At 64.6% G+C, this 26,284-nt stretch carries 20 protein-coding genes; 12 read left to right on the top strand and 8 right to left on the bottom strand.

Translation table 11 applies throughout. The annotated features are described in order from the left end of the window. Positions 1-40 precede the first annotated feature (40 nt). From BUA05_RS04000 to BUA05_RS03970, 7 genes are all read right to left on the bottom strand, one after another. The gene (locus BUA05_RS04000; RefSeq protein ID WP_245790080.1) at positions 41-841 is read right to left on the bottom strand and encodes a lysophospholipid acyltransferase family protein; all 801 of its coding nucleotides are present in this window, start codon (positions 839-841) and stop codon (positions 41-43) included. Positions 842-935: 94 nt separating this feature from the next. Continuing rightward, a complete protein-coding gene (locus tag BUA05_RS03995; protein WP_072673524.1) occupies positions 936-1,358 on the bottom strand; it encodes a Fur family transcriptional regulator in 423 nt (140 codons plus the stop codon). A gap of 137 nt (positions 1,359-1,495) precedes the next feature. Then, complete coding sequence (locus BUA05_RS03990) at positions 1,496-1,942, bottom strand: Ros/MucR family transcriptional regulator (RefSeq protein WP_072673523.1); 447 nt, start codon at positions 1,940-1,942, stop codon at positions 1,496-1,498. A 116-nt stretch (positions 1,943-2,058) separates the two neighbouring features. Continuing rightward, positions 2,059-2,535: a GNAT family N-acetyltransferase gene (locus tag BUA05_RS03985; RefSeq protein WP_072673368.1), complete on the bottom strand. Its 477-nt coding sequence runs from the start codon at positions 2,533-2,535 to the stop codon at positions 2,059-2,061. Beyond that, the gene (gene tsaB / locus BUA05_RS03980) at positions 2,532-3,158 is read right to left on the bottom strand and encodes a tRNA (adenosine(37)-N6)-threonylcarbamoyltransferase complex dimerization subunit type 1 TsaB (RefSeq protein ID WP_072673367.1); all 627 of its coding nucleotides are present in this window, start codon (positions 3,156-3,158) and stop codon (positions 2,532-2,534) included. The genes BUA05_RS03985 and tsaB overlap by 4 nt, the downstream gene beginning before the upstream one ends. A gap of 51 nt (positions 3,159-3,209) precedes the next feature. After that, a complete protein-coding gene (locus tag BUA05_RS03975; RefSeq protein WP_072673366.1) occupies positions 3,210-3,818 on the bottom strand; it encodes a malonic semialdehyde reductase in 609 nt (202 codons plus the stop codon). Positions 3,819-3,951: 133 nt separating this feature from the next. Then, a complete protein-coding gene (locus BUA05_RS03970) occupies positions 3,952-4,530 on the bottom strand; it encodes a NifU family protein (protein WP_072673365.1) in 579 nt (192 codons plus the stop codon). Positions 4,531-4,627: 97 nt separating this feature from the next. Here BUA05_RS03970 and BUA05_RS03965 point away from each other — a divergent pair, with 97 nt between their 5' ends. The 5 genes from BUA05_RS03965 (at position 4,628) to BUA05_RS03945 (ending at position 12,514) form a co-directional block, all read left to right on the top strand. Next, positions 4,628-7,642, top strand: a complete 3,015-nt coding sequence (locus tag BUA05_RS03965) for a M16 family metallopeptidase (protein ID WP_072673364.1) — start codon at positions 4,628-4,630, stop codon at positions 7,640-7,642. Positions 7,643-7,776: 134 nt separating this feature from the next. Next, the gene (locus BUA05_RS03960) at positions 7,777-9,162 is read left to right on the top strand and encodes a class II 3-deoxy-7-phosphoheptulonate synthase (protein WP_072673522.1); all 1,386 of its coding nucleotides are present in this window, start codon (positions 7,777-7,779) and stop codon (positions 9,160-9,162) included. Between the two features lie 126 nt (positions 9,163-9,288). After that, a complete protein-coding gene (gene egtB, locus BUA05_RS03955) occupies positions 9,289-10,533 on the top strand; it encodes an ergothioneine biosynthesis protein EgtB (protein WP_086616502.1) in 1,245 nt (414 codons plus the stop codon). Continuing rightward, positions 10,530-11,516 (top strand): L-histidine N(alpha)-methyltransferase, encoded by a 987-nt coding sequence (egtD, locus tag BUA05_RS03950; protein WP_072673362.1) that lies wholly within the window; start codon positions 10,530-10,532, stop codon positions 11,514-11,516. The genes egtB and egtD overlap by 4 nt, the downstream gene beginning before the upstream one ends. Before the next feature lie 47 nt (positions 11,517-11,563). Then, positions 11,564-12,514 carry an NAD(P)/FAD-dependent oxidoreductase gene (locus BUA05_RS03945; protein ID WP_072673361.1) on the top strand — a complete coding sequence of 317 codons (951 nt, stop codon included), beginning with the start codon at positions 11,564-11,566 and terminating at the stop codon, positions 12,512-12,514. Here BUA05_RS03945 and BUA05_RS03940 read toward each other — a convergent pair. Beyond that, the gene (locus BUA05_RS03940) at positions 12,511-14,022 is read right to left on the bottom strand and encodes a tryptophan halogenase family protein (RefSeq protein WP_072673521.1); all 1,512 of its coding nucleotides are present in this window, start codon (positions 14,020-14,022) and stop codon (positions 12,511-12,513) included. The genes BUA05_RS03945 and BUA05_RS03940 overlap by 4 nt on opposite strands. 195 nt (positions 14,023-14,217) lie before the next feature. On the opposite strand from BUA05_RS03940, the gene BUA05_RS03935 reads away from it, so the two are divergent. The 7 genes from BUA05_RS03935 to BUA05_RS03905 all read left to right on the top strand — a co-directional run bounded on the left by BUA05_RS03935 (position 14,218) and on the right by BUA05_RS03905 (position 26,266). Continuing rightward, positions 14,218-17,631, top strand: coding sequence for a TonB-dependent receptor domain-containing protein (locus BUA05_RS03935; RefSeq protein ID WP_072673360.1), 3,414 nt, complete (start codon positions 14,218-14,220; stop codon positions 17,629-17,631). Between the two features lie 11 nt (positions 17,632-17,642). After that, positions 17,643-18,638: a glycoside hydrolase family 16 protein gene (locus BUA05_RS03930; protein ID WP_084662461.1), complete on the top strand. Its 996-nt coding sequence runs from the start codon at positions 17,643-17,645 to the stop codon at positions 18,636-18,638. 23 nt (positions 18,639-18,661) lie between these two features. After that, a complete protein-coding gene (locus BUA05_RS03925) occupies positions 18,662-19,729 on the top strand; it encodes a LacI family DNA-binding transcriptional regulator (protein WP_072673359.1) in 1,068 nt (355 codons plus the stop codon). Further along, the gene (locus tag BUA05_RS03920; RefSeq protein ID WP_245790077.1) at positions 19,726-20,940 is read left to right on the top strand and encodes an MFS transporter; all 1,215 of its coding nucleotides are present in this window, start codon (positions 19,726-19,728) and stop codon (positions 20,938-20,940) included. Before BUA05_RS03925 ends, BUA05_RS03920 begins: the two co-directional genes overlap by 4 nt. Before the next feature lie 202 nt (positions 20,941-21,142). Then, a complete protein-coding gene (locus BUA05_RS03915) occupies positions 21,143-23,428 on the top strand; it encodes a glycoside hydrolase family 3 protein (RefSeq protein WP_425429513.1) in 2,286 nt (761 codons plus the stop codon). A 71-nt stretch (positions 23,429-23,499) separates the two neighbouring features. Continuing rightward, entirely contained in the window at positions 23,500-23,997 is a 498-nt protein-coding gene (locus BUA05_RS03910) for a hypothetical protein (RefSeq protein ID WP_072673358.1), read from the top strand. Between the two features lie 136 nt (positions 23,998-24,133). Then, complete coding sequence (locus tag BUA05_RS03905; protein ID WP_072673357.1) at positions 24,134-26,266, top strand: TonB-dependent receptor plug domain-containing protein; 2,133 nt, start codon at positions 24,134-24,136, stop codon at positions 26,264-26,266. The last annotated feature ends 18 nt before the right edge of the window (positions 26,267-26,284 follow it).

The following is a 26,284-nucleotide window of genomic DNA, read 5'->3' as shown; positions in this document are numbered from 1 at the left end:
ACCGCCGCGCGGCACGGATAGCGCGGCCATGCAAACCGCTCTAGTCGGCGGCTTCGGTCTTCGGCTGGTAGCGGACGGGCGGCACGGTGTGGGCGAATGCCCGAAGAGGCCGTCCGAGAATGTCCAGCAGCGCTTCCTCGATCCGGCGCCGCGATTCATTGCCGATCGCCTTGCGGCCGAGGAAATCTTCCGGGCTGAAGGGTTCAAGGTAATGCAGGTGCAGCCGGAAAGTGCCCTTGCGCGCGAGCACCCGCTTGGCATTGTTGAGCCCGCCTTCCTCGCCGATCCAGCCGATCCACTCGGCCACCGGCCCGTAGTCGAGCACCACCGGCTGCACCAGCACGCCCGGCGGCGGCGGTTCGAGCACCGAAAGCATGCTGGTCTTGAACGGCAGCAGCGATTGCCCGTCGGTGGTGGTGCCTTCGGGAAAGACGGTGACCGACCAGTTGTCGACCAGCGCTTCCTTCAAGGCATTGATCTGCTCGGCCACGCCCATGCGGTGTTCGCGCTTTACGAACACGGTGCGGTTGAGGCTCGCCAGCCAGCCGACCACGGGCGATTGCGCGAGCTCGGCCTTGGCGACGAAGGCCGTGCCGCTGGCCCCGGCGAGCGCGAGGATGTCGATCCACGAAATGTGGTTGGCAACATAGAACACATCGCGCCGCAAATGCGTGCCGATCACCTCGACCTTGGCGCCGCAGACCCGCGCGGCATAGCGCAGGAACAGCATCGGGAAGGGCGAACCATAGGCGACCATGCGGTAGAGGAAATGCAGCGGCACAAAAACCGCGATCAATGCGACCAGCGCCAGCGTCCGCAGCGCGATGCGCACCCAGCCCATGGCCGGGATCGGCGTGATCTCGCCTCGCGCCGCGGCCAGCCTCAGGTCCCAGTCGTGCTGTTCCGAGGCAGACGAGCGCGGCGCGCCCGCCGGATCAGTCCTCACGCGAAAGCCGCACGCCATATAGCTCCATGCGGTGATCGACGAGGCGATAACCCAGCCGCTCGGCAATCTGGCGCTGGAGGGCTTCGACTTCGGGATCGACGAATTCGACGACCTTGCCGGTTTCGACATCGATCAGGTGATCATGATGGGCCTCGGGCACAGGTTCATAGCGCGACCGTCCGTCGCCGAAATCGTGGCGGTCGAGGATGCCCGCTTCCTCGAACAGGCGCACGGTGCGATAGACCGTCGCGATCGAGATCTTGGAGTCGATGGCCGAAGCACGCGAGTGGAGCAGTTCCACATCGGGGTGATCATCGCTTTCGGACAGCACCCTTGCGATGACACGGCGCTGTTCGGTGATGCGCAGGCCTTTTTCGGCGCATAATTGCTCAAGATCGATTTTCTGGCTCAATGACAGCTCCATCGCCAAAGGGGGCGCGGCCCGCAGGTCGGGTCCATGAATAGCAAAGCAACCCCTTCCTTATAGAGACGGGGCTGCTTGCTCAAGCTGGCATGCCACCCCTCTCAACAGGGGCGGGACGCGAGCGTTCAGGCCGGCTTCTTGGTCCGGCGGGGGGTGCGCGTGGCTCCGGGCTTGCGACCCAGACCGATCTTCTTGGCCAGATCACGACGCTTTTCCGCATAGGCGGGGGCCACCATCGGGTAATCGGCAGGCAGGCCCCAGCGCGCACGGTATTCTTCCGGCGTCATGTTGTAATTGGTGCGAAGATAGCGCTTGAGCATTTTCAGCTTCTTGCCGTCTTCAAGGCAGACAATATATTCAGGCTTGATCGAATTGCGGATCGCCACCGCAGGCTGCGGCTTGGGCTCTTCGACGACGGGCTTTTCGCCGAGATTGGCCAGCGCGGCATAGACGTTGGTGATCAGGCTCGGCACATCGCCCACGGCGACGTCATTATTGCTGACATGCGCGGCAACGATATCGCTCGTGAGGGTAATGAGCGTCTCATTCATTTCCAATTCCTGATCTTGCATGATTTCCTCTGCATATTGCTTCGGACCTTTCCGATTATTCAATCATGGCCGAAGCGCGGAGAATTTGCAACTCGGAGAATTTGCTTAGGACCAAGCTTTTGACGAAGCTGTTTCAACTAAACCGAACGGCCAAAAGTAATGGCATCGATTCTTTCGCCATTGGCCATGCGATAATAGTTGGGACGGTGTCCAATTGGCTCGAAGCCCAGCTTGCGATAAAGGCGGATCGCGGGGTTTCCGTTACGCATTTCCAGATAGATGCGGACTATCCCGCGGCTCTGCGCAGCCTCGAACAGCTGCGCGAACAACTGTTCGCCAATTCCGCGGCGGCGGCAGCCGGGAATTACCGCGATCAGCAGCAACTCCTCCTCGTCGAGGACATGGCGGCTCAACACGAAACCAGCCGGATCGCGCCCCGGGCCGACACCTTCGGCAATCGGATGACCATCGGCATCGACCACCAGCGCATGGGTGCTGGCAAGGGTGAGGGCATCGGCGACCTGACGCCGCTTCCACGCCTCGCCATAGGCTGGTTCGAACGCCGCCTCCATCACGGCCATGATCCGGTCGAGATGGTGCGGGCAGGGGGTCATGCGCGCGCCCGCTCTGCCATCGGCTTCGCATCGGCTCCCCGGCCATAGATCGGGGCGAGGTTGGCGGTCAGCAGGTTTTCAGGAACCATTCCGACCTCGCCGGCATCCGGCAGCAGTTCGATCACCAGCCGTCCATCGTCCAGCAGTGCGGCAAGTTCTTTCGTACGATTTCCGGCGATCGCCTTGTGCGCGCCGGCCTCGACCGCCGCCGCCGGAGCAAGCGAGCGCAATGCGTTGTCGGGAAGGCCATTGATGAAATCCTGCACAAACCATTCGCCATGGCCGCCATTCATGCACACGGTGACTGCTGCGCCGGGCTGTTCGGCCCGGGCCTGCGCCGCGACCAGTGCCAGCGTGGGATAGCCCAGCACCTCGGCACCCCAGGCAAAGCCCAGCGCGCGGGCCGTGGCCAGCCCGATCCGCACACCGGTAAAGCTGCCCGGCCCCAGCGATACGAGGATGCGCCCGGCCCGGCCCTTGTCCGGAAGCGCGGCGATCATCGGCACCAGTGCCTCTGCATGGCCGCGTCCGATCAGGCGGTGATCGCGCGCAATCACCCTACCACCTTCGATCAGGGCGATACTGCATGCCTCTGAGGCGGTTTCGATGGCGAGCACCCGCATGGCCCAGAGCGATGCCTCAGCCGGTCGCGGCGTGCAAGCGGCAGATGCGTGTCAGGCGATGCGGTTGAAGGTCGCGAAGTCCGGGCGCGGGCTGCGTTCGAAGATGCTGGCCGGGTCGCCATAGCCGATCGCGCAGATGAAATTGGCCCGGTGGCGCGGGTTGTCGGCGAAGAAGACGGCATTCACCGCATCCGCATCAAACCCCGACATCGGCCCGCAATCGAGCCCCAGCGCACGGGCGGCAAGCATCAGATAGGCGCCCTGCAAGGATGAATTGCGGAACGCGCCTTCCGTGCGTCCTTCCTCGTCGCCGTCGAACCAGCTTTTCGCGTCGGTATGCGGGAACAGCCACGGCAGTTCTTCGTGGAAGTCGATGTCATAGCCGATCACTGCGATCGCGGGGGCGGATGCAACCTTGGCCTTGTTGCCCTCCATCACGCATTCCACCAGCTTCGCCTTGGCTTCAGGTGATTTGACCCACACGATCCGGGCCGGCTGCATGTTGGCCGACGTCGGGGCCATTTTCATCAGGTCCCAGATTGCATGAAGCTGATCATCCGTCACCGCGCGATCGAGCCAGTCATTATAGCTGCGCGCTTCGTTGAACAGCTGCGCGAGCGCCGCGTCCGGCAGGACGTGGTCGTGAAATTTCGTCGTCATGGGAAATCCCCGTGGTGTTGGAGCGGTTTCGAGCGCGGAGCAATCACTGCGCGACTCGGAAATCGCGGAAAAAACATAAGCCTGGAACGTTCGGTCTGATGCAATCAGATCGGAAGCCGCTCTATTGCAAAACTCAGGCAGCCCTGACTTCAACGACTTCGGGGACATAATGTTTCAGCAGGCCCTCGATCCCGTGCTTCAGGGTCGCAGTGCTCGACGGGCAGCCGGAACATGATCCCTGCAGGGTCAGATAGACCACCCCGTCGCGGAAACCGCGATAGGCGATGTCGCCCCCGTCGCCTGCCACGGCCGGGCGCACGCGGGTTTCCAGCAGTTCGTTGATCGCGGCGATGACCTCGGCATCTTCGGCACGCTCTTCCACCACGGCCTCATCTTCCGGCGGAACCGCAAACCCGCCAGCGCTGCCGCCCGCGAACAACGGCGCTTCGGAGACGAAATGATCGAGCAGGATGGCGATCACCTGCGGCTTCAAGGCGCTCCAGTCCGCGCCGGGCGCTGCGGTGACGCTGACGAAATCGGCGCCGAAGAAGACGTTCACGACTTCGCCCGTATCGAAGATCGCCTGCGCCAGCGGGCTGGCTTCGGCTGCTTCGGGCGTGGCGAATTCGCGGCTGCCGGTATCCATCACGGTCTGGCCCGGAAGGAACTTGAGAGCGGAGGGGTTGGGCGTGGTTTCGGTTTCAATGAACATTCTCCCAATCTAGGTGACGGCGATGCCCCCCGCAAGCACAGATGCATGTGCAAGCATTCACTATCGCTTCAGGGTTCAGCGCCCTATAAGCCCGGTCATGACGTTGCTTTCCCGCGCGGCCCGCGCTTTCGCCCTCGTTCTTGCTCCGCTTGTGCTGGTGCAGCCGCTGCTGGCCGGGCAGGCTGCGCAGGCGCCGCAGGAAACGCCCCCCGCCGCGCCGCAGGTGCCAGCGCCCAAGGCGTTGCAGGCCGATGGCGAGGTGCCGTGGCTCTATCGCGGCTCGGACGTTCCGGTCGATGAAAAATGGCTGTTCGGCGAGATGAAAAACGGGCTGCGCTATGCGGTCCGGGGCAATGGCGTGCCGCCGCGGCAGGTGTCGATCCGGGTGCGGGTGGACGCCGGATCGCTGCACGAGGAAGACCCCGAGCAGGGCTTTGCCCATCTGCTCGAACATCTGCTGTTCCGGGAAAGCAAATATCTCGGCCAGGCCGAGGCGATTGCCGCTTGGCAGCGGCTGGGCGCGACCTTCGGCAGTGACACCAACGCCGAAACCAGCCCGACGCATACGGTCTACAAGCTCGACATTCCCGATATCAGCGATGCCAAGCTGTCGGAAAGTTTCAAATTGCTGTCGGGGATGATCCGCGATCCCGTGCTCAATGATGCTAATGTCGCTGCCGAACGGCCGATCGTGCTCGCTGAAAAGCGCGAACGGGGCGGGGCAGGACAGCGCATGGCCGATCTTACGCGGCGGACCTTCTTTGCGGGACAGCGGCTTGCCACCCGCAACCCGATCGGCACCGATGACACGCTGAACGGCGCGACCGGCAAGGCGGTGAAAGCCTTCTACGAACGCTGGTACCGGCCCGAAAACACCGTGATTGTTGTTGCTGGCGATGCCGATCCGGTGGTGCTGGCCGGGCTGGTGGAACAGTGGTTCGGCGACTGGCAGGGCAGGGGCAAGCCCGGCGTTGCGCCCGATTTCGGCGATCCTGTACCGCCGCCCGGTGCGCAGCAGAACCCGGTTTCTGGCACGGCCATCGGCGAGCTGGCGGTGGGGATCGAGCCCGATCTGCCGCGCAGTCTGACCTATGCGATCATGCGCCCTTGGCGTCCGGTACAGGATACGATCGTCTATAATGAAGGCCTGCTGATCGATGCGATCGCCCAGGCGATCATCAACCGCCGGCTCGAATCCCGCGCGCGCGGCGGCGGCAGCTTTCTGTATGCGCAGGTGCAGCAGGACGACATCTCGCGGTCGACCGATGCGACCTTCGTCACCTTTGCGCCGCTCACCGATGACTGGCAGGCCGCGCTGGCCGATGTGCGCGCCGTGATTGCCGACGCGCTGACCAATCCGCCCACGCAGGAAGAGATCGACCGCGAAGTGGCCGAATTCGACGTGGTGTTCGCCAACCAGGTCGAACAGGAGAGCGTGGAATCCGGCCCCAATCTTGCCAATAATCTCGTCAACGCGGTCGATATCCGCGAGACCGTGGCCGCTTCTCAAGTGGTGCTTGATGTGTTTCGCGGGATGAAGCAGCGGCTCAACCCGGCCGAAGTGCTGGCCCACACCCAGACCCTGTTCGATGGCGCGGTGACACGTTCGGTCTATGTCACCCCGGCGGCGGGCGAGGCGGACGAGGCTGCATTGCGGCTGGCGCTGGCGCGCGAGGCCGCAGTCGATGGCAGCGCGCGCTTGGCGGCGTCGAGTGTTTCTTTCGACCAATTGCCCCCCGTCGGCGAACCCGGCACGATCGTGAGTCAGCAGCCGCTGGGCGTGCTGGAGATCGATCAGGTCGATTTTGCCAATGGGGTCAAGGCGCTGATCTGGGCCAATGATGCCGAGCCGGGCCGGGTCACGGTGCGGGTGCGCTTTGGCGCGGGCTATCGCGCTTTCGATGCGGACAGCGCGGTCTATGCCGCGCTTGGCGAATCCGCGCTGGTCGGATCGGGGCTGGGCGAGCTTGGCCAGAACGAGATCGACCGGCTGGCGACGGGCCGCAAGCTCGGCTTTGATTTCGGTATCGACGATGCGGTGTTCAATTTCACCGCTCAGACCCGCTCGGACGATGTCGCCGATCAGCTGTATCTGTTCGCCGCCAAACTCGGGATGCCGCGTTGGGATCCCGATCCGGTAATCCGCGCCAAGGCCGGGGCGGAACTGGCCTACAACACCTATTCGACAAGCCCCGGCGGCGTTCTCAACCGCGATCTCGAATATCTCGTGACGGGGCGCGATGCGCGCTTTGCCACCCCTGATCCGGCGACGCTCAGGGGTGTGACGCCCGAAGGTTTCCGCAAGGTGTGGGAGCCGCTGCTGCAGCAAGGCCCGATCGAAGTGCTGGTGTTTGGCGAGTTCGACAAGCCTGCGCTTGTCGAGCAACTGCGCCTGACCTTCGGCGCGCTGCCACCACGCGCGCCAATCCCGGCCGAGATCGCCGCGCGGGTGCCAGACTTTGCGCCGACCACGCAGGAACCCGCGATCGTGACCCACCGCGGCGATGCCAATCAGGCCGCAGCCGTGGTCGCCTGGCCAAGCGGCGGTGGGGTCGCATCCTTGCGCGAAAGCCGCCAGCTCGAAATCCTGACCCAGCTGTTCAACAACCGCCTGCTCGAAGCCCTGCGCGAACGGGCCGGGGCGAGCTATTCGCCGCAGGTCTTTTCCAAGTGGCCCGAAGACCTGCCGAGCGGCGGGCGCATCACCGCGCTTGCTCAGCTTGAGCCGGAATTCGTGCCCATCTTCTTCACCGAGGCGGATCGTATCGCCCGCGAACTTGCCACAGAGCCGCCGACTGCGGACGAGCTTGCCCGCGTCACCGAACCGCTGGCGCAGCTGATCCGCCGCGCCTCGACCGGAAACCAGTTCTGGCTCTACAACCTCGAAGGCGCGACTCAGGATCCCCAGCGCGTTGCCCTGCTGCGCACGCTGCTGGCCGATTATTCGCAGACCAGCCCGCAGGTGATGCAGTTCCTTGCTGATCGCTATTTCGGGCAGGTCACGCCGTTCCGGTTGGCGATTATCCCTGAAGGGCAGGAGCTGGCCGAGGCGCCTGCGCTGGGGACGGCAATTTCAGGCCGGGCCGCAGCAGTCGGCGCGGCAGGGCGTTGACCGGCTTTGTCGGATACACACAGCGGGAAATAAAGTTGTCGCAAAAGCCATTCCCGCTTTACAATTGAAACCCGCCTCCTGTAGCGGGCGCCCCCGCGCCTTGCGCGCCGCAGAGTGAATGAAAGAGTTTGATCGTGCCCAAGACCTGGAATCCGGAAAGCTGGAAAAGCCACGAAGCCCGGCACCTCCCGCATTACGAGGATGCCGCCGAACTGGCCGAGGCCGAAACCACGCTTGCGTCCTATCCGCCGCTGGTTTTCGCCGGAGAGGCGCGCGCGCTCAAGGCTGATCTGGCCGAGGTCGCTGGCGGTCATGGGTTCCTGTTGCAGGGCGGGGATTGCGCGGAAAGCTTCGCCGAATTCCACCCCAACAATATCCGCGATACCTTCCGCGTGCTGTTGCAGATGGCGGTGGTGATGACCTTCGCCAGCAAGCGTCCGGTGGTGAAGGTGGGGCGCATGGCCGGCCAGTTCGCCAAGCCGCGGTCCTCTGCCACCGAGACGATCGGCGACATGACCCTGCCGAGCTATCTCGGCGATAATATCAACGGCATCGATTTTGATCCGGCATCGCGCCGTAATGATCCCCAGCGCATGGTGCGCGCCTATTCGCAGGCCGCCGCGACCTTGAACCTGCTGCGCGCCTTTGCGGGCGGTGGCTATGCGAACCTGCGGCAGGTTCACCAATGGACGCTGGATTTCATGGGCCGCACTCCGTGGGCCGAGAAATTCAGCCAGATGGCCGACCGGATCGGCGAAGCGCTCGATTTCATGGAAGCGTGCGGGATCGATCCCGGCACCGTGCCGCAATTGCAGGGCACCAGCTTCTACACCAGCCATGAAAGCCTGCTGCTGCCCTACGAACAGGCGATGACGCGGCAGGATTCGCTGACCGGGGACTGGTATGCAACCAGCGCGCATATGCTGTGGATCGGGGATCGCACCCGCTTTCCGGGCAGCGCCCATATCGAATTTGCACGCGGGATCGGCAATCCGCTGGGCATGAAGTGCGGGCCGTCGCTGGAACCGGACGCATTGCTCAGGCTGCTCGATGAACTCAACCCGGCGCGCGAGGCCGGACGCATCACGCTGATCAGCCGTTTCGGCCACGACAAGGTCGAGGATGGCCTGCCCCGTCTGGTGCGCGCAGTGACACGCGAAGGCCATCCGGTGGTGTGGAGCTGCGATCCGATGCACGGCAATGTCGTGAAATCGGACAGCGGCTTCAAGACGCGCCCCTTCGATCGCATCCTGCGCGAAGTGAAAGGATTTTTCGCGGTCCACCGCGCCGAAGGCACGCATCCGGGCGGGATCCATATCGAGATGACCGGGCAGGACGTGACCGAATGCGTCGGCGGGGCAGTGGCGATCACCGAGGAACGCCTCGGGGACCGCTACCACACCCATTGCGACCCGCGCCTCAATGCCGAACAATCGCTTGAACTGGCGTTTCTTGTGGCCGAAATGCTCAACGAGGCAGCCGGATCGCGCGATGCCGAGGTCAGCGCCGACGCGGCGTAAACGGCCGGCCGATTTGCGTTCGCGGCAAGCGGGAGGCTATGCCTTTCATTTGTCACGGGCCTACGGCATGGTTGGCCCCTCGAAGCAAGGCGGCAACAGGAGAAGCCCGTGCCCCGAAGCGAGCCCATTGGCGATGCCGGTGATCCCGCAGCAGCATCGCCGAGCGCGCAATACCGTTCCACTCGCGCCCTGACAGAGGCGCTGGTTGGCCCGCTCAGCGATGCCGATGCGAGCCTTCAGTCGATGGAGGATGCGTCCCCCGCCAAGTGGCATCTGGCGCATACGACGTGGTTCTGGGAAACCTTTCTGCTGCGTGCTTCTGCGCCGGGATACCGGCTGCACAATCCCGAATGGCCGTTCCTGTTCAATTCCTATTACGAGGCAGAAGGCGCGCGGATCGACCGGTTTGCGCGCGGGATGCTGTCGCGCCCGACGCTTGAAGACGTGCTGGAATGGCGTGCCGCAGTGGATGACGCCATGACGCCGCTGCTGGATGATCCGGCGCTGGTGGGCCTGATCGCATTGGGTGTTGCGCATGAACAGCAGCACATCGAATTGCTGCTGACCGATATCAAGCACGCCTTGTTCCAGAACCCGCTTGGCCCGGCGATGTGGGGCGGGAGGCCGCCGCCCGCAGCGCCGTGCGCGCCGCTCGGCTGGCTTGAACATCCCGGCGGAATGGCGCTGGTCGGCCATCAGGGTGATGGTTTTGCTTTCGACAATTTTGCTTTCGACAATGAAGGGCCGCGCCACCGCGTACTGCTTGAACCTTTCGCGCTGGCTGACAGGCTGGTGACGAATGGCGAATGGGACGAATTCATCGCTGATGGCGGCTATCGCGAGCCGCGCCTGTGGCTGGCCGATGGCTGGGGCTGGGTGCAGCGCGAAGCGATCACCGCACCCCTTTACTGGCGCGAGGACGGCTATTTCACCCATCAGGGCTGGCACGAGCGCGACCCCAACGCGCCCGTCACCCACATCTCGCATTTCGAGGCCGATGCCTACGCCACTTGGGCCGGTGCGCGCCTGCCGACCGAGTTCGAATGGGAGGCGATAGCCGCTGGCCATGATCCGGCTGGCGGCAACCAGATCGATCATGCCGCGCCGCCCATGCCCCGAGGCGCAGCGGGCCTGTTCGGCGATGGCTGGCAATTCACCCGCTCGGCCTATCTGCCCTATCCCCGGTTCCGCCCGGCAGAGGGCGCGGTGGGCGAATATAATGGCAAGTTCATGAGCGGGCAGGTGGTGCTGCGCGGGGCAAGCTGTGCCACGGTAAGGGGCCATTCGCGCGCCTCCTACCGCAATTTCTTCTACCCTCATCAGCGCTGGCAATTCACCGGTCTGAGGCTGGCAAAGGATGTCACGACATGACGAGCCCCAAGGGCCTCAAGCTCGTCGAGAGCGATGCCAGCGGGGTCAATCCCGCGTTCCGCGCCGATGTGCTGGCCGGCCTTTCCGAGGCGCAGAAGGCGATCCCAGCCCGCTGGTTCTATGACGATGCCGGATCGCAGCTGTTCGAGGACATCACCCAGCTCCCCGAATATTATCCGACCCGTGCCGAGACCGAGATCCTGCGCGCGCAGGCTGACGAGTTCGCGCGGTTGATCGGGCCGGGGCGGGCTGTGGTGGAATTCGGCTCGGGCTCGTCGGTCAAGACCCCGCTGCTGCTGTCGGCCATTGCGCCGAGCGCCTATGTCCCGCTCGATATCGCAGGCGATTTCCTGCGCGCGGCGGCGGCGGAACTGGCAGCGAAGTTTCCGGGGCTTCCGGTCTGTCCGGTCGAGGCCGATTTCATGCGCCGGGTGGAATTGCCGCGCGAGGTGGATGGCCTGCCCAAGCTTGGCTTCTTCCCCGGATCGACCATCGGCAACATGGTCGCCCGCACGGCGACCGACCTGCTGCGCTCGATGCGCGAGACATTGGGTGTGGGGGCATTGCTGCTGATCGGCATGGACCTGATCAAGGACGAGGACATTCTGGTCGCCGCCTATGACGATGTCGCCGGTGTCACGGCACGGTTCAACCTCAACCTGCTGGCCCGGATCAACCGCGAGCTGGGCGGCGATATTCCGATTGATGCCTTCGTCCATGAGGCGCGCTGGAACGATACCTATGCGCGGATCGAGATGCATCTGGTGGCGCGCAAGGCTGTGACATTCACCGTCAGCGCACAAAGCTTCGCCATGGCCGAGGGTGAGAGCATTCACACCGAAAACAGCCACAAGTTCACCCGCCGCACCGCCAATGTCCTGCTGGCGGCGGGCGGATGGGAGCCGCGCGCGCGCTGGACCGATGGCGAGGGGCGCTTTTCGCTGTTGCTGGCGGAGGCTCGGCCCCCACGCAGCGCACCCTGAAACTTCGCCGCGCCGAAACCTCTTGTGAGTTTGGGCGTTGGCGCGGGATGGACGGACATTTCAGCGATTTTCTTGTCATTGGTGCGGGCATGGCCGGGCTGGCCTGCGCCGCGCAATTGTCGCGCACTGGCGCAAGCGTCACCGTGATTGACAAGGGGCGCGGACCCGGCGGGCGGATGGCGGCCCGGCGGGCCGAGATTGGCGGGCAAAGCGTCAGCTTCGATCACGGCGCACAATATTTCACGGCGCGCGAGCCGGCGTTTCAGGCGGCTGTCGCGGCATGGGAACACGCGGAGGTGGTGGCGCGCTGGCCTGCTGCTGGCGACGATGCATGGGTCGGGGTTCCGGGCATGAATGCGCCGATCCGCGCCATGGCCGATGCGCTCGACGTGCGCTGGGGCGTGCGGGCCGAGACGATCACGCGCGCTGCGGATGGCTGGCAGGTCGGGGCAGGCGCGCAAGTCTTTGCCGCTGCCACTTTGCTCGTCGCCATTCCTGCCGAGCAGACCCAGGTGCTGCTTGCGGAAGTCGCGCCTGACCTCGCAGCACTCGCGGGCTGCGTTGAGTCCGCGCCATGTTGGGCGGTGATGGTCGCCTTTGGCACGCGGCTGCCAATCGCCGAAGACGCGTTCCGCAGTGGCACCGCGCCGGTCAGCTGGGCGGCGCGAAACTCCGCCAAGCCGGGACGAGCGGGCGTTGAGAACTGGGTGATCCACGCCAGCCCCGCGCGCAGCCGCCAACTTATCGATCTGCCCAAAGACGCGGCCGCCAAGACCCTGCTGGCCGATTTCTTCGCCGCCACTGGCATCATGCCCGCCGCGCCCCTTCACGGCGATGCGCACCGCTGGCTTTATGCCCTGCCCAAGGCGATGCCGGGCGAGGGCGCGCGGTTTGACCCGGCGCTGGGAATCGGGATCGCGGGTGATTATCTCCACAGCCCGCGCGTCGAAGGCGCGTGGCTTTCGGGCCGGGCGCTGGCGGAAATGGTGCTGGCCTAGGCTGCGACCGGCGCGGGACAATAGCGCGCAAGATAATCGCCGTGCCCCGGCATGTGCTGGACGAGATAGCGGATCGATTTTTCCATCTCGTCGATCTCGCTCCGGGTCTTGCCCGGATCCAGCGCGTCGGCCATCGCGTTGTGCCCGTCCATGCCGATGCCCTGACCCATCATCACCGCCGCCCAGCTGGTTTCGGTGAACAGCTCGTCCTCCTCGCGGAAGATCTGCCCGTTGGCTTTGAATATCTCCACCTTTTCGGTGAGCGTATCGGGCACCTCCATCGTGCGCACATAGTTCCAGAAATCGGAATCGTCGCGCTGCGTGGCGTTGTAGTGCAGGATCAGGAAGTCACGGATGCGAGCATATTCGCGCCCTGTCAGGCGGTTGAAGGCATCTTCCTGCGCCTGCGTGATCCCATCAAGCGACAGCAGCGATAAGAGCTTGTCGAGCCCGGTGTTGATGAGGTGGATCGACGTGGATTCAAGCGGCTCCATGAACCCTGCCGCAAGCCCCAGCGCCACGACGTTCCTGTTCCAGAACTTCTTGCGCCGCCCGGTGACAAACCGCAGGAAATTCGGCTCGGCCTGCGGCTTGCCCGCGATATTGCCGAGCAGGATGTCGAGCGCTTCGTGATCTTCCATGTAACTTGAACAATAGACATGGCCGTTGCCGTTGCGGTGTTGCAATGGCACCTGCCACTGCCATCCGGCCTTGTGCGCGGTGGCGCGGGTGAAGGGCGGGGGCGGGCTGCCGTCCTCGCGCAGGCAGGGCAGGGCGACCGCGCGGTTGCAGGGCAGATAGTGGCTCCAGTCGTCATAGCCGGTTTGCAACGCCTGCTCGATCAGCAAACCGCGGAAGCCCGAGCAATCAATGAACAGATCGCCGGCGAACTGGCGGCCATCATCAAGCGTGACCCCGGTGACGAATCCGGTTTCGCCGTTCAATGCGACATCGGCGACCTTGCCTTCCTGCCGCACCACGCCCCGGCTCTCGGCAAGGCGGCGAAGAAAGGCGGCATAGCGGCCCGCATCGAGGTGATAGGCGTAATTGATCGGCGGCAGATCGTCGCGCGCAAAATCCTCGGTCCGGGCAAACTTGCCGAAATAGGCGGCCATGGTTTCAAGGTTGAAGACCTGGATCGGTCGCTTGTCACCGGCGTCTGCCATGCGGTGCCAGACATGGTGGAAGGAAATCCCGCCCATCGTGTAACCATAGGCACCAAAGGGGTGGATGTAACTGTCGCCCAGCTTGCCCCAGTTTTCGAACTGGATGCCCAGTTTGAAGGTGCCGCCCACCGCTGCCAGCATTTCGCGCTCGTCGACGCCGATCAGCTGGTTGAAGCCGACAAAGGGTGGAATCGTTGCCTCGCCCACGCCCACAGTGCCGATGCTCTCGGATTCGATCAGGGTGATTTCCACAGGCCGTCCGGCCTTGAGGCGCGACAATGCGGCCGCCGCCATCCACCCGGCCGTGCCGCCGCCGACGATGATTATGCGTTGAATTACCATATGTTCCTCGATCCCCGCAGAGCGGTTGTGCGCTTGATCTCCGGGTTTCTGCCGCCCCGACAAGTGTTGCCAGAATGCAATATGCCACGCAGATTACAAGTCTTGAGAACGCTAACAACATGCGCTACGAATCCATCGGCAAGCTCCAGTGGTCGGCAAGAATGTGCCACGGGGTCAGGGGAGAGTTGAAACATCATGAAATACGCAAGAGTTGCGCCGCATCGGCGTCTGTTCGTTCTCGGCACCGCATCGGCGCTTGCCATGTCCGCAGCCCTCGCATCACCTGCCCTCGCGCAGGATGCGGAAGATGATGCCGATCAACAACAGTCTGCCGACGCGGATGAGGTAGCAGCCGATCCGGTCGCAGGCGAGATCATTGTGTCCGGCTTCCGGGCATCGCTGTCCTCCGCCCAGAATATCAAGCGCGATGCCGACACCTTCGTCGATGCGGTGACTGCCGAGGATATCGGCGCTCTCCCCGATCGTTCGGTCGCCGAGACGCTGCAGCGCATCCCCGGCATCACCATCGGCCGGTTCGAGAAGGCAACCGATCCTGACCGTTTTTCGGTCGAGGGCACCGGGGTCATTATCCGCGGCCTGCCGTTTGCGCGGTCGGAGCTCAATGGTCGCGATATCTTCTCGGCCACGGGCGGGCGTGAACTGAGCTTCAACGATGTCTCGCCCGAATTGCTCGGCCGGGTCGAGGTGTTCAAGAATGTCACCGCCGACATGATCGAAGGTGGTCCCTCGGGGACCGTCAACCTCGTCACCCGCAAGCCCCTGGATACCAAGGGGCTCAAGCTCGCTGGCACGGTCGGCGCCAATTATGGCGACCTGCGCGAAGAGTGGTCGCCCGAATTCTCGGTGCTGGCTTCGAACACCTTTGAAACCGGCGCGGGTTCGTTCGGGATCCAGGCGTCCTATGCCTATTCCGAACTCAAGAGCCGCACTGATGCATCGCAGGTGGCCGATCCGTGCTATCGTGCACCGTCGCTCGACGGCCCTTGCTTGCGTGCGCTGTCGGTCGGATCTGGTGGCTTTGTCGGCGATTCGAATTTCGATTCGTCCAATTTTCCGCCGGCAGGTTCGGTGCTGGTGCCCAAAGGGGCCGGGATCCGCACCACCGATCTCGACCGGACGCGCGAAGCATTCTCGGGCGTTCTTCAGTACGAGGACCCGACCGGGAATTTCGTCGCGACCTTCCAGTGGTTGCGCGCCGAGGCCAGCTTCGAAACCGAGGAATTTGCGCTCATCTCGCGTGTGGATGACGAGCTGCTGTTCCCGGAAGCCCGCGCCGGCACCGCATTTGAATATGATGCGAACGGCATCTTCCAGCGCGGCATTTTGAGCCAGCGTCAGGGCGATGCCTATGCAAACCCCTTTGGGCGCGGCGGTATCCCGCTGGATTCGCTGCGCTTCCTGCGGGCACTGGACACGACGACCGAGGATTTCTCGCTCGACATCAAGTGGAACATCACGGATCGTTTCCGGGTCAATTTCGAAGCGCAGATGATCAGTTCCGATCTGACCCGGGATTCGGTGTTTGGCGCGCTTTCGACCTGGGCCGACGTTGATCTTGACCTTACCGGGTCGGTGCCGAACGTTCAGTTCCTCGCACCCGTGGGATCGCCCGCCGATTACTTCACTTCCGGGCTCAACAGCTATTATTGGTTCGGCCTCGACAGCCGGGAAAAGAACGAGGGCGAACTCGGCAGCCTGCGTTTTGATGGTGAATATGACATCAGCGACGATGGCTTCTTCAAGGCTGCACGCTTCGGTGCGCGCTGGGCCGAGCGCGACCGCACGACCCGGAACACCAATTTCAGCACCTGGGGCAACCTTTCGGCCCCGTGGGCGGGCCGCGCCGGTTGTGCGCCATGGGGTGAGGGGCCAGGATGCGGTGCCAGCGGGCCAGGCCCGTTTGGTAACGGCTTTATTCCCGGGCGGTATTTCACCGGCCTTCCCGGACAGGAATTTGCCATTGCAGGCGGTGCCTTCGTCGACGAATTCCCGAATTTCGCACAATATCGCACTCCGTTCGGCGATAATTTCCAGCGCGGCAATGTGCCGCTGCCGATCGAGAATGGCGCTGCATGGTATTTTGGCGGCGATGATTTCCTCGGCGAATATCTCTCGGGCCTGACCGACCAGCAGTTCGAAGAGATCCAGACCTTTGGGCAGTCGCCCGAGCGGTTCAATTACGGAGTCAACGACCGCGTCCGTCCCGATGAGGTCACCGGCGAACTGCTGCCCTGCGATATCGAAGGCGTCTTCTGCCCGGGCGAAGTCTCGGTGGTGACCGAAGTCACCAAGGCGGCCTATGCCCGGATCGATTTTGGCCATGATTTCAGCAACGGCTGGAACATCGAAGGCAATTTCGGCCTGCGCTATGTCGAAACCGAAATCTCGACTTCCGGGCGCATCGGGTTCCCTGATCCGGAACGGTTCGATACGCCCGTGATCGACAATGGTGTGCAGGTCGGTGGCGGCAATGGTGACGGCGTGGTTCAGCCTGCCGAAGTGACCGCCGGCTGCAATTTCGGCAATGGTGCGCCGCCGCCGATCAGCCTTGCGGGGATCTGCCAGTTGTCGCCTGAGCGGATTGCCCAATTTGCCGCTGCCCATACCGGCGAAGTGCTGATCGATAACCGTGACATCGTGTTCGAACACTGGCTGCCGAGCGTGAATGCGAAGCTGGACGTGGGCGACGGCCTGCTGTTCCGTGCCGCAGCGTCCAAGAACATTTCGCGTCCGGACCTCCAACTGTTCCGTGCCGGCGGCGGGATCGGTGACAACACTGTCGCGCTGGCCAATGCGGGCGGCAATGCGCTCGCCAACGGGCCGCTGTTCGCGCTGCAGACGGGTAACCGGAACCTTTTGCCGGTCGAAGTCTGGAACTATGACCTTTCGGTCGAATGGTACTTTGCCGAGGTCGGTTCGCTGACCTTCTCGGTGTTTGCCAAGGATGTGAACGGGTTTATCGACACCGGTTTTTCGCGGGTGAACTACGAAGGAGCAAACGGTCCGATCGATGTCAATGTTGAGGGGCCGGCCAACTTCCAGGACGGCTGGCTCAAGGGGTTCGAGATTGCGCACCAGCAAGTCTACGACTTCCTGCCGGGCGTGCTCAGCGGACTTGGGACGCAGTTCACCTACACCTATATTGATGGCGGTGACTTCTCGAACCCGAACCTGTCGGATTTCGGCCAGTCCTCGATCACCAGCGGCGCGAACCAGCTTGGTGGCGGTGCATTTGTCGGACAGCAACCGCTGGCGGGGATTTCCGAGCACACGATCAACGCGACGGTCTTCTACGAGAAGGGCCCGCTTTCAATGCGTGCCGCCTATAACTGGCGTTCGGAGTTCCTGATCACACCGCGCGATGATATCTTCCCGTTCTCGCCGATCTGGCAGGAAAGCACCGGGCAGCTTGATGCGTCGATCTTCTATTCGGTCAACAAGCAGCTGAAAATCGGCATCCAGGGCGTGAACCTGCTCGACGAGATCACCGAGACAAGCCAGGTGGTGGATTTTGATGGCACCCGGGTGACGCGCTCGGCGTTCCGCAATGACCGCCGGTTCACGTTCCTCGCGCGGTTCGACTTCTGAGGGAGGCACGGATGATGGCAGGGCGGCGCAGGTTCAGCATGCTGGCGGCGCTCCTGCTGATCGCGGGCGGGTGTGCGGCTTCGGCCATATCCCCGCCCGCTTCGTCCGAAGTGCGGCTTGCCCCGCTCGAAGGCGCTGGCTGGGAGATGGTCTGGGCTGACGAATTCGATGGCGACACGCTTGATCGCAGCAAATGGCAGCCCGAAGTCTCATGCTGGGGCGGGGGCAATGCCGAGCGGCAGTGCTATACCGACCGTCCGGATAACATCGTGGTCGAAGGTGGGCTGCTGCTGCTGAAGGCGCGCGAGGAGCGCTTCACCGGCCCCGCGCGTCCGCCGGAAATTGCCGCAGACCCCAACCCCCGTCTGACCCAGCCCTACACCTCGGGCAAGGTTCGCACCCGCGGGCTCCACGCGTGGCGCTATGGCCGGATCGCGGTGCGCGCCAAGGTGCCGCCGGGGCAGGGGATGTGGCCGGCGGTGTGGATGATGCCGGCCGAAGATCACTACGGCCCATGGCCGCTCTCGGGCGAAATCGACATCCTCGAAGCGGTCAATATCGGCGCGACGTGCAAGGCCTGCAAAGGCGGACGCGGGGAGAACCGCACCATCAGCGCGCTGCATTTCGGCAACCTGGCACCCCGCAACCGTTTCGTCGACAACCGCACTGCGCTGCCCGATCTGGCGCTGCCATCCGACGGGTTCCACGTTTATGCCGTCGAATGGGGCGAGGGGCTGATCCGCTTTCTGGTCGATGACCGGGTGCATCTGACAGTCCCTGCCGAACGCTGGAGCACGGCCTCGCCGCTTGCCCGCGGGAACCCGGCGGCACCGTTCGACCGGCCCTTCTATGTCATGGCCAACCTCGCCGTGGGCGGACGTTTGTCGGAAGAAAACAACGCGAAAGGGCTTGCAGCCGGCAGCTTTCCCGCGCAATTCGCGATCGACTGGATCAGGGTCTATCGCTGCGCTGCCGATCCCGATACAGGGCGTGCGTGCATGCAATAAACGGGACGGAAAGACGCAGAGCAATGGCGCGCGGGCGCAAGACAGTCACGATCAGAGACGTTGCCGATGACGCTGGGGTCTCGCTTCAGACCGTAAGCCGGGTCGTCAACGGCGGGCCCAACGTGCGCCCGCAGCTGCGCGACAAGGTGCGCGCCTCGATCGACCGGCTCGGCTACGTCCCGTCGCTTGCTGCCCAGCGGATGAGCGGCTCGCGCTCCTACATCATCCTGGCCATCAATGATCGCGAACGCACGCTGGCCGACTGGCGCGAACGGCGCGGCACCGATTGGGTTGACCAGATGCTGCTGGGCGGCATCCTGACCTGTTCGAAGCATGGCTACCGGATGATGGTGGAGTTGATCGACACCCATTCCGACCATGTCGAGCGCGAACTGGGCGCGGCGATCTCGGCGCTCCAGCCTGACGGGGTGGTGTTGACCCCGCCGCACTCGGAAAACCGGTTGATCACCGATCTGCTGGCGGAACGCGGCATCCCCTTTGCGCGGATCGGTTCCAAGCAGCCGGGGCCGGGCATTGCGATGACGATGGGCGATGAAGGCGCGGCGCATCTTGCGACCAGCCGCCTGGTCGAACTGGGCCACCGCAGCATCGCGATGATCGCAGGCCCTTCGCAATACAGCCTCAGCGGGTGGCGTATCGAAGGCTGGAAGCGGGCGCTGGCCGAGCATGGCCTGCCGCATGACGGGCTGCTGGAAGGCGGCGATTTCGGTTACGAATCCGGCACGCGCGCGGCGCGCGCGCTGCTCGATCGCAATCCCCATCTTACCGCGATCATCGCCAGCAGCGACCAGATGGCGCTTGCCGCGCTCGAAGTGGCGCGCGACCGCGGGCTGCACGTTCCGCGCGACCTGTCGCTGGTGTCCTTCGACAATACCCCGATCGTGCGCTTTACCCAGCCGCCGCTGACCGCCATCGATCAGCCGATTGCCGAAACGGTGTCGCGCGCGGTCGAGCAACTGATCGCGCGCGCGGAGCACAGCGAAAATGACGCGGTGATCGAAGTTACCGCCGGTCTGGTCGAACGGTCTTCCACCGCGCTTGCGCCTGCACCCGCGTCGGGCACGGCTTGATCGCGCCGCTGCCGCCGGATCCGCAACGCCAGCCAACCTGGTTCGTGGCCCTGTTCGCGCTCGCGGCGGCGGGCGGGGCTGTCGCCTTTGTCCCGCTGCTGACCGTGCTTTTGCCGCAGCGCATCGCCGACCTGCAAGGCGGCGAGGATGTTGCGGTGCTGGCGCAGGTGACGTTCTTCGGCGCGGTGGTGGCCAGCCTTGCCAATATCGCCGCCGGGATGGTGAGCGATCGCACCGGCACGCGCCGGGGGTGGATATTGGCAGGACTGGCGCTGTCCAGCGTGCTGTTGCTGGCCGCGGGCGAAGCGCGTTCGGCGGGCGAGCTGGTGCTGCTGGTGATGGCTTGGCAGGTCGGGCTCAATCTCATGCTCGCGCCGCTGATGGCATGGGCGGGGGACTGCTTTCCCGATAGTCAGAAAGGCATGCTGGGCGGGGCGCTGGCGCTGTCTCCGGCGCTGGGCGCGCTGGCCGGGTCGCTGGTGACCTATGGGGGGCTGGTCGCGCTCGAAGCACGGCTGTGGCTGGTTGCGATGCTGGTGGCGGCGTTGGTGCTGCCTGCGGTGATTTGCGGTGGCGGACGGACGCGCCCGGAACTGATGCGGCCGCGCCCGTCCGTTCGACCCGGGGCCCTTATCCCGTCGGATGAGGCCGTGCGGCGGATGTGGCTTGCGCGGTTTCTGGTGCAAGTGGCCGAGGGCGGTATGTTCGCCTTTCTGCTGTTCTGGCTGCGCTCGCTTGCGCCCGGTTTTTCCGAAAACACCGCGGCCAACATCTTCAGCCTCGTGCTGGTTTGCGCCGTGCCCTTGTCGCTGCTGCTGGGGCGCTGGTCGGATCGCCATGCCCGCCCGATCCTGCCGCTGGCGGGCTGCGCGCTGCTTTGTTCGACAGGGATGCTGGTGATGGCGACGGCCGGCACCCTGGCGATGGCGATTGCCGGTTATGTGATCTTTGCCATTGCCGCTGCGATTTTTCTTTCGCTCCATGCCAGTCAGACGCTGCGTGTCCTGCCTGCGCCCGAACATCGCGGGCGCGATCTTGGCCTGTTCAACCTCACCAACACATTGCCGGCGATGGTGATGCCGTGGCTGACCGTGCTGCTGGTGCCCGGTTTCGGCTATTCGGCGCTGTTCGTGCTGTTCGCGCTGCTGTCGCTGGCGAGCGCGGGGCTGTTGGCCTCTTTTGCCCGCCCTGTGGGAAGTCCGGCAACCTGAACGCTTGGCGCTTGCAAAACCGGGCGGGGTTTGTAGTATATTGATAACGTTCTCAACTGAACACCTGGCCAGCAAAGCAATGGTCTTGGGAGGGACTTGTCTGGTGATGCGAAAGAATTTCGGGCAGCTCGCGGCGAGCGCGGGTCTTGCCGCGCTGCTGGCTGGCTGTGCGGCCACGCCGTCGGTGAAATCAACCGGTGCAATGGTCGGCGCTTCGTCAGAGGCCGGGCCTGTCACCCCGGAGCGCATGCTGGCGCGCATGAGCCTCAAGCGCAAGGTCGCGCAGATCATCATGCCTGATATCGGTTCGATCACGCCTGCTGATGTCCGGCGTTATCGCTTTGGGACGATCCTCAACGGCGGCAATTCCGGCCCTGGCGGTGATGACAAGGCACCCGCGCGGGAATGGCTGGCGTTGGCCGATGCCTTCTGGGACGCTTCGAACGCGCCGCTGCGTGGCGGCGAACCGGCAATCCCGGCGCTGTGGGCGACCGATGCGGTGCATGGCCATGCCAATATCATCGGGGCGACGGTGTTCCCCCACAATATCGCGCTTGGCGCGACGGGTGATACCGATCTGATCCGCCGGATCGGCGCGGCCACCGCGGTCGAAATCGAAGTGACCGGTATCGACTGGACCTTCGCCCCGACGATTGCAGTGGCGCGCGACGATCGCTGGGGCCGCACCTATGAAAGCTATTCCGAAGACCCGGCTTTGGTTGCCCGGCTCGGCGCGGCGATGGTCGAAGGGCTGCAGGGCCGCGCGGGCGATCCGGGTTTCCTCGGGGTCGGCAAGGTTGCGGCCACGGCCAAGCATTTCTTCGGCGATGGCGGAACCGAACAGGGCGTTGATCAGGGCGATGTCAACGGCGATCTGGCCGAGCTGATGGCGATCCACGCCGCGCCTTATCCAGCCGCGATCGAGGCGGGCGTCGCCAGTGTCATGGCCAGCTTCAACTCGATCAACGGCACCAAGATGCACGGCAATGCCCCGCTGCTGACCGGCGAACTGCGCGGCAAGCTCGGCTTTGGGGGATTGGTGGTCGGGGACTGGAACGGCCATGGGCAGGTCGACGGATGCACCAATGCCAATTGCCCGCAGGCGTTGCTGGCGGGGCTTGATGTCTACATGGTGCCCGAGGACTGGAAGGCGCTGCATGACAGCCTTGTCAAGCAGGTGAAGAGCGGCACGATCCCGCTGGCGCGGCTGGATGAGGCGGTGCTGCGCGTGCTGCGATTGAAGCAGGCGCTCGGCATTTTCGATGGCGAAGTGAAGCCTTCGGAACGGGCCAATGGCGGACGCTGGGAATTGCTCGGGTCGCGCGAACACCGCGCCATCGCGCGCGAGGCGGTGGCGAAATCGCAGGTGCTGCTCAAGAACCACGGCCTGTTGCCACTGAAGCCCGGCGCGCGCATCGAAGTCGCCGGGATGGCGGCGGACAATATCCCGCAGCAGGCCGGCGGCTGGTCGGTGACGTGGCAGGGCGGCGGTGAACTGACCGCTGATGATTTCCCCGGTGCGACCTCGATCTTTGACGGGATTGCCCGGGCCGCGCGCGATGCGGGCGGCGAGGCGTTACTGGCGCAGGACGGCACATCCGGCACCGCGCCCGATGTCGCCATCGTCGTCTTCGGCGAGGAACCCTATGCCGAATTCGTCGGTGACCGGAAGGATCTGGCCTTCCGTGACGAGGAAGGGCTGGCATTGCTCAAGGCTTACCGCGCGCGCGGCATCCCGACTGTTGCGGTGTTCCTGTCTGGCCGCCCGCTTTGGGTCAACCGCGAGCTCAACGCCGCCGATGCCTTTGTCGCGGCATGGCTGCCCGGCAGCGAGGGCGCAGGCGTGGCCGACGTGCTGTTTGGCCATCGGCCCGCCACCGGGCGGCTGTCGTTCAGTTGGCCTGCCGGTTGCGACGGGGCTCCGCTCAACGGGGCAGAGGGCGCGCTGTTTCCGCTCGGCTTCGGGCTTGGGCTTGGTGATGAGGTGCGGCTGTCCCCGCTCGACGAGACCTGCGATGCGCTGACCGCCGATAGCGGCGCGGTGTGGTTTGCTGCCGGGCGGCTTGGCGCGCAGGTGCAGGCGGTGGCAGACAATGCGGTGCTTCCCGATCTGCGCGGCACCGGCAACGGCATCACTGCCACCGGGGTCGACCGCAAGGCGCAAGAGGACGCGCGCCGCATCGCCTTTGCACCGGGGGCGCAAATAACATTGTCCGGGCCGAAGAGCGCCGCGGGCTGGCGGATCGCCTATCAGGTGAACGAACGCCCCAAGGCCCCGGTGACGGTCACCGCCGGCGGCAAGGCCTTCAACATCACGCAAGCGCTTTCCGTCGCAGAGGGCAAGGGCTGGCGCGAGATGGTGCTGACCAGCACCTGTCTTGGCGAAGTCGGCGACCGCCTGACTTTCAGTTCAAAGGGAAGGTTCGGCATCGAGATCAGCGAGATTTCCCGTGACGAACGCAGCGAGGCGGCGGAGTGCTCGTTCTGACCGAAACGCCGGGTCTGGGAACAATCGGCCCCTTTTCATGAAGGCGGCCTTGGCCTAATCGCGCGGACATCGTGCCGCGTAATCGCTCTCCGTCTGTCCGTTTTGCCCTGCTGGTCGCTGCGCTGGCAGCGCTGCTGCAATGGGCGGTGCCGCATGGATGGATGGTGGGGAATGGGCGCGAAGGTGCAGCGCTGCTGGTGCCCTGTCCCGGCGTCTCGCCAGCGCTGGCCGCACTGGCTAAGCGCACGCCTGCCTCGCCTGCGACGGAACATCGCATGGGGCATGACGGGCATCATGCCCATCACATGCCGCACCCGTTCGCGTATAGCGCCGCGGCCGAGCCAGCCGCCGATCATTCAGGGCATGACGAAGATGCAAGCTTTGCCAGCGCGTTGTGCGATTTCGCCGCGCTCGGTGCTCCGATATTGCCGCCCGGCTCGCCCGTTCCCGAAATTCCTGCTCCGGTTGCTGCTGACCGGCTGGCGCTGACACCTCTGGCCACCGCGCCCGGCCGCGGTCTTGCCGCGCCGCCGCCGCCTGCAACCGGTCCTCCCTTGGCCACGGCCTGATTCCAGCCGCGCTGCCTGCGACCCCGACCAATATCGGGCCGCGGCGTGCTGTCATGCCTTGACCGGGATTTTCCCGGGCCGTCGGCGCTGTCCGCAAGCACGGACTGCGCCGGGCGGAGATTGTGGATGCAACATCATGAATTTGTGTAACCTGCCGCGCTTGCTGAGCGGCGCCTCCATGCTCGCCATTCCGGCGTTGTTCACCGCAGCGCCAGCCGCTGCCGAACATAATCCCCCGTCCGCCGATCCTGACGCGGTGCTGACCGACACCATCATCGTTACCGCCCGCAATGCCGAAGCGATCACGCTTGATGGCATCGCCCCGCCGCAGCAGATCCCGCTGCCCGCCGATGCTGCGGCAATTGCCGCGCGTGTGCCGGGTGGCGACATCTTCGGCAATGGCGCGCTGTCGGGGCAATTGTCCTATCGCGGCCTTGCGGGAGAGCGGGTGCTGGGCCGCGTCAACGGCCAGCGTTTTGCCACCGGCGGCCCCAATGCAATGGACCCGCCACTGCATTATGCGCCGTCAATCCTCGTCGATCGGATCGAGGTCGCGCGCGGGGTCGCGCCGGTGAGTATCGGCCCGGCCCTCGCAGGGGCGGTCAATGCCGAGCTGGTGCAGGCGCAATTTTCGGACAGCTCCAGTCTCACGCCGCAACTGCGCGCCGCCGCGCAATATCGCAGCGTCGATGACAGCTATGCCGTGGGGGGCATAGCGGGGCTCGCCAATGAAAGCTGGCGGCTCGGCGTCATCGCCGCGCGCGAGCAAGGGGAAGACTATGATTTCCCCGGCGGGAGCGCCGTCGGCACGGCGTTCGAACGCAATCTCTACGGCGTCCACGCGGGTTTCCGCACCGCGTCGGGCGAGCTGTTCATCGAATATCGTCGCAGCGAAACCGATCCTTCGGGCAACCCGCCCTTCGCGCTCGACGTCGTCTTTTTCGATACCGATTTCGTGCAGGGCGGTTTTCGCGGGGAGATTGCCGATGATGTGACGCTCAACCTGCGGCTCGGCCATGTCGCGGTGCGCCACCTGATGGACAACCAGACCGCCCGCCAGCCGGCCGTGCCGCCAATGCGTGCGCGCGCGACCTTTGCCGATGCCGACACGACGACGGCGGAGGCATCGCTGCGGTTCGGCGGTCCGGGCAGCTATGTCCAGATCGGCGGCGATGCGGAGCTGACGGAGAAATTCGTCACCATCACCAATCCCTTCAACCCGGCCTTCTTCGTCGAAAGCCAACCCGATGCCCGGTCCGACCGCATCGGCGGTTTTGTCCAGTGGCGCGGGGGGCTGGGCGCGGCGGAATTCGAGGCGGGGGCGCGGATTGACCGAACCCGGCAATCGGTCGGCATGCCGCGGCTGGGGGACGCGGTGCCGATGGGGCCGCGCAATCTTGCCTCCGCTTTCATCGCTGCCGGTCGCGAAGCGTCCGATACCACGATGGATGTGGTACTGCGCGGCTGGGCACCGCTGGGGGCCTTCATCCCGCGCATCACGCTTGCCCGCAAGACCCGCGTGCCGAGTGTGCTCGAACGTTTCGGCTGGCTGCCGACCGAGGCGAGTTTCGGGTTGGCCGACGGCAATATCTATGTCGGAAATCGCGCGCTCCGGCCCGAAACCGCGTGGATCGCCGAAGCGGGGTTCGATCATGATGGCGATTGGCTCACCATCCGTCCGACATTGTTCTATCGCCGGGTGGATGATTTCATTCAGGGTGTGCCGGTCGATGCCACGATCGGGGTGATCGAAAGTACGGTGGAAATGGTCGCCAATATGAACGGCGATTCCACCCCGCTGCGGTTCGCCAATACCGACGCCGAGCTTTATGGTGCCGATGTCGATTTCAGCATCCGCCCGCTGGCGCAGATCGAGTTGTCCGGCACGGCGAGCTTCGTGCGCGGGACAAGGCGCGATGTGAACGATGATCTCTACCGCGTGCCGCCTGCCAACCTCCGGCTGTCAGCCGTGTGGGCGAACAACCGGTTGGCGCTGGGGGCCGAGCTGTTCGCCGCCGACGCGCAGGAACGGGTGGCGGCGAGCAATGGCGAAGACGCCTCGGACGCCTTCGCCACGCTCGGCCTCTTCGCGCGCTACGCCCTTGCAGAGGGGCTGGCACTCGAAGCCGGGGTCGAGAACCTGCTGGACGAGGCTTATGCACCCCACCTCGCGGGTCGCAACCGGGTCGGCGCGTCTGACGTTCCGGTGGGCGAGCGCCTGCCGGGGGCGGGACGCGGCGGCTGGGTGCGGGTGACGGCGCGCTTCTGAGCGCGTGGCGCTGGCCGG

Origin of the sequence: Erythrobacter sanguineus, from assembly GCF_900143235.1 — a bacterium.
Classification (GTDB): Bacteria; Pseudomonadota; Alphaproteobacteria; order Sphingomonadales; family Sphingomonadaceae; genus Erythrobacter; species Erythrobacter sanguineus.
This window is presented reverse-complemented; position numbering and strand designations above follow the sequence as displayed.

What these genes read in the sequence shown, in the direction of transcription:
- BUA05_RS04000 (WP_245790080.1), bottom strand. Translation starts at nt 841, where the DNA reads ATGGGCTGGGTGCGCATCGCGCTGCGGACGCTGGCGCTGGTCGCATTG.
- BUA05_RS03990 (WP_072673523.1), bottom strand. Translation starts at nt 1,942, where the DNA reads ATGCAAGATCAGGAATTGGAAATGAATGAGACGCTCATTACCCTCACG.
- BUA05_RS03985 (WP_072673368.1), bottom strand. Translation starts at nt 2,535, where the DNA reads ATGACCCCCTGCCCGCACCATCTCGACCGGATCATGGCCGTGATGGAG.
- tsaB (WP_072673367.1), bottom strand. Translation starts at nt 3,158, where the DNA reads ATGCGGGTGCTCGCCATCGAAACCGCCTCAGAGGCATGCAGTATCGCC.
- BUA05_RS03975 (WP_072673366.1), bottom strand. Translation starts at nt 3,818, where the DNA reads ATGACGACGAAATTTCACGACCACGTCCTGCCGGACGCGGCGCTCGCG.
- BUA05_RS03970 (WP_072673365.1), bottom strand. Translation starts at nt 4,530, where the DNA reads ATGTTCATTGAAACCGAAACCACGCCCAACCCCTCCGCTCTCAAGTTC.
- BUA05_RS03965 (WP_072673364.1), top strand. Translation starts at nt 4,628, where the DNA reads ATGACGTTGCTTTCCCGCGCGGCCCGCGCTTTCGCCCTCGTTCTTGCT.
- egtD (WP_072673362.1), top strand. Translation starts at nt 10,530, where the DNA reads ATGACGAGCCCCAAGGGCCTCAAGCTCGTCGAGAGCGATGCCAGCGGG.
- BUA05_RS03945 (WP_072673361.1), top strand. Translation starts at nt 11,564, where the DNA reads ATGGACGGACATTTCAGCGATTTTCTTGTCATTGGTGCGGGCATGGCC.
- BUA05_RS03940 (WP_072673521.1), bottom strand. Translation starts at nt 14,022, where the DNA reads ATGGTAATTCAACGCATAATCATCGTCGGCGGCGGCACGGCCGGGTGG.
- BUA05_RS03935 (WP_072673360.1), top strand. Translation starts at nt 14,218, where the DNA reads ATGAAATACGCAAGAGTTGCGCCGCATCGGCGTCTGTTCGTTCTCGGC.
- BUA05_RS03930 (WP_084662461.1), top strand. Translation starts at nt 17,643, where the DNA reads ATGATGGCAGGGCGGCGCAGGTTCAGCATGCTGGCGGCGCTCCTGCTG.
- BUA05_RS03925 (WP_072673359.1), top strand. Translation starts at nt 18,662, where the DNA reads ATGGCGCGCGGGCGCAAGACAGTCACGATCAGAGACGTTGCCGATGAC.
- BUA05_RS03915 (WP_425429513.1), top strand. Translation starts at nt 21,143, where the DNA reads ATGGTCGGCGCTTCGTCAGAGGCCGGGCCTGTCACCCCGGAGCGCATG.
- BUA05_RS03905 (WP_072673357.1), top strand. Translation starts at nt 24,134, where the DNA reads ATGAATTTGTGTAACCTGCCGCGCTTGCTGAGCGGCGCCTCCATGCTC.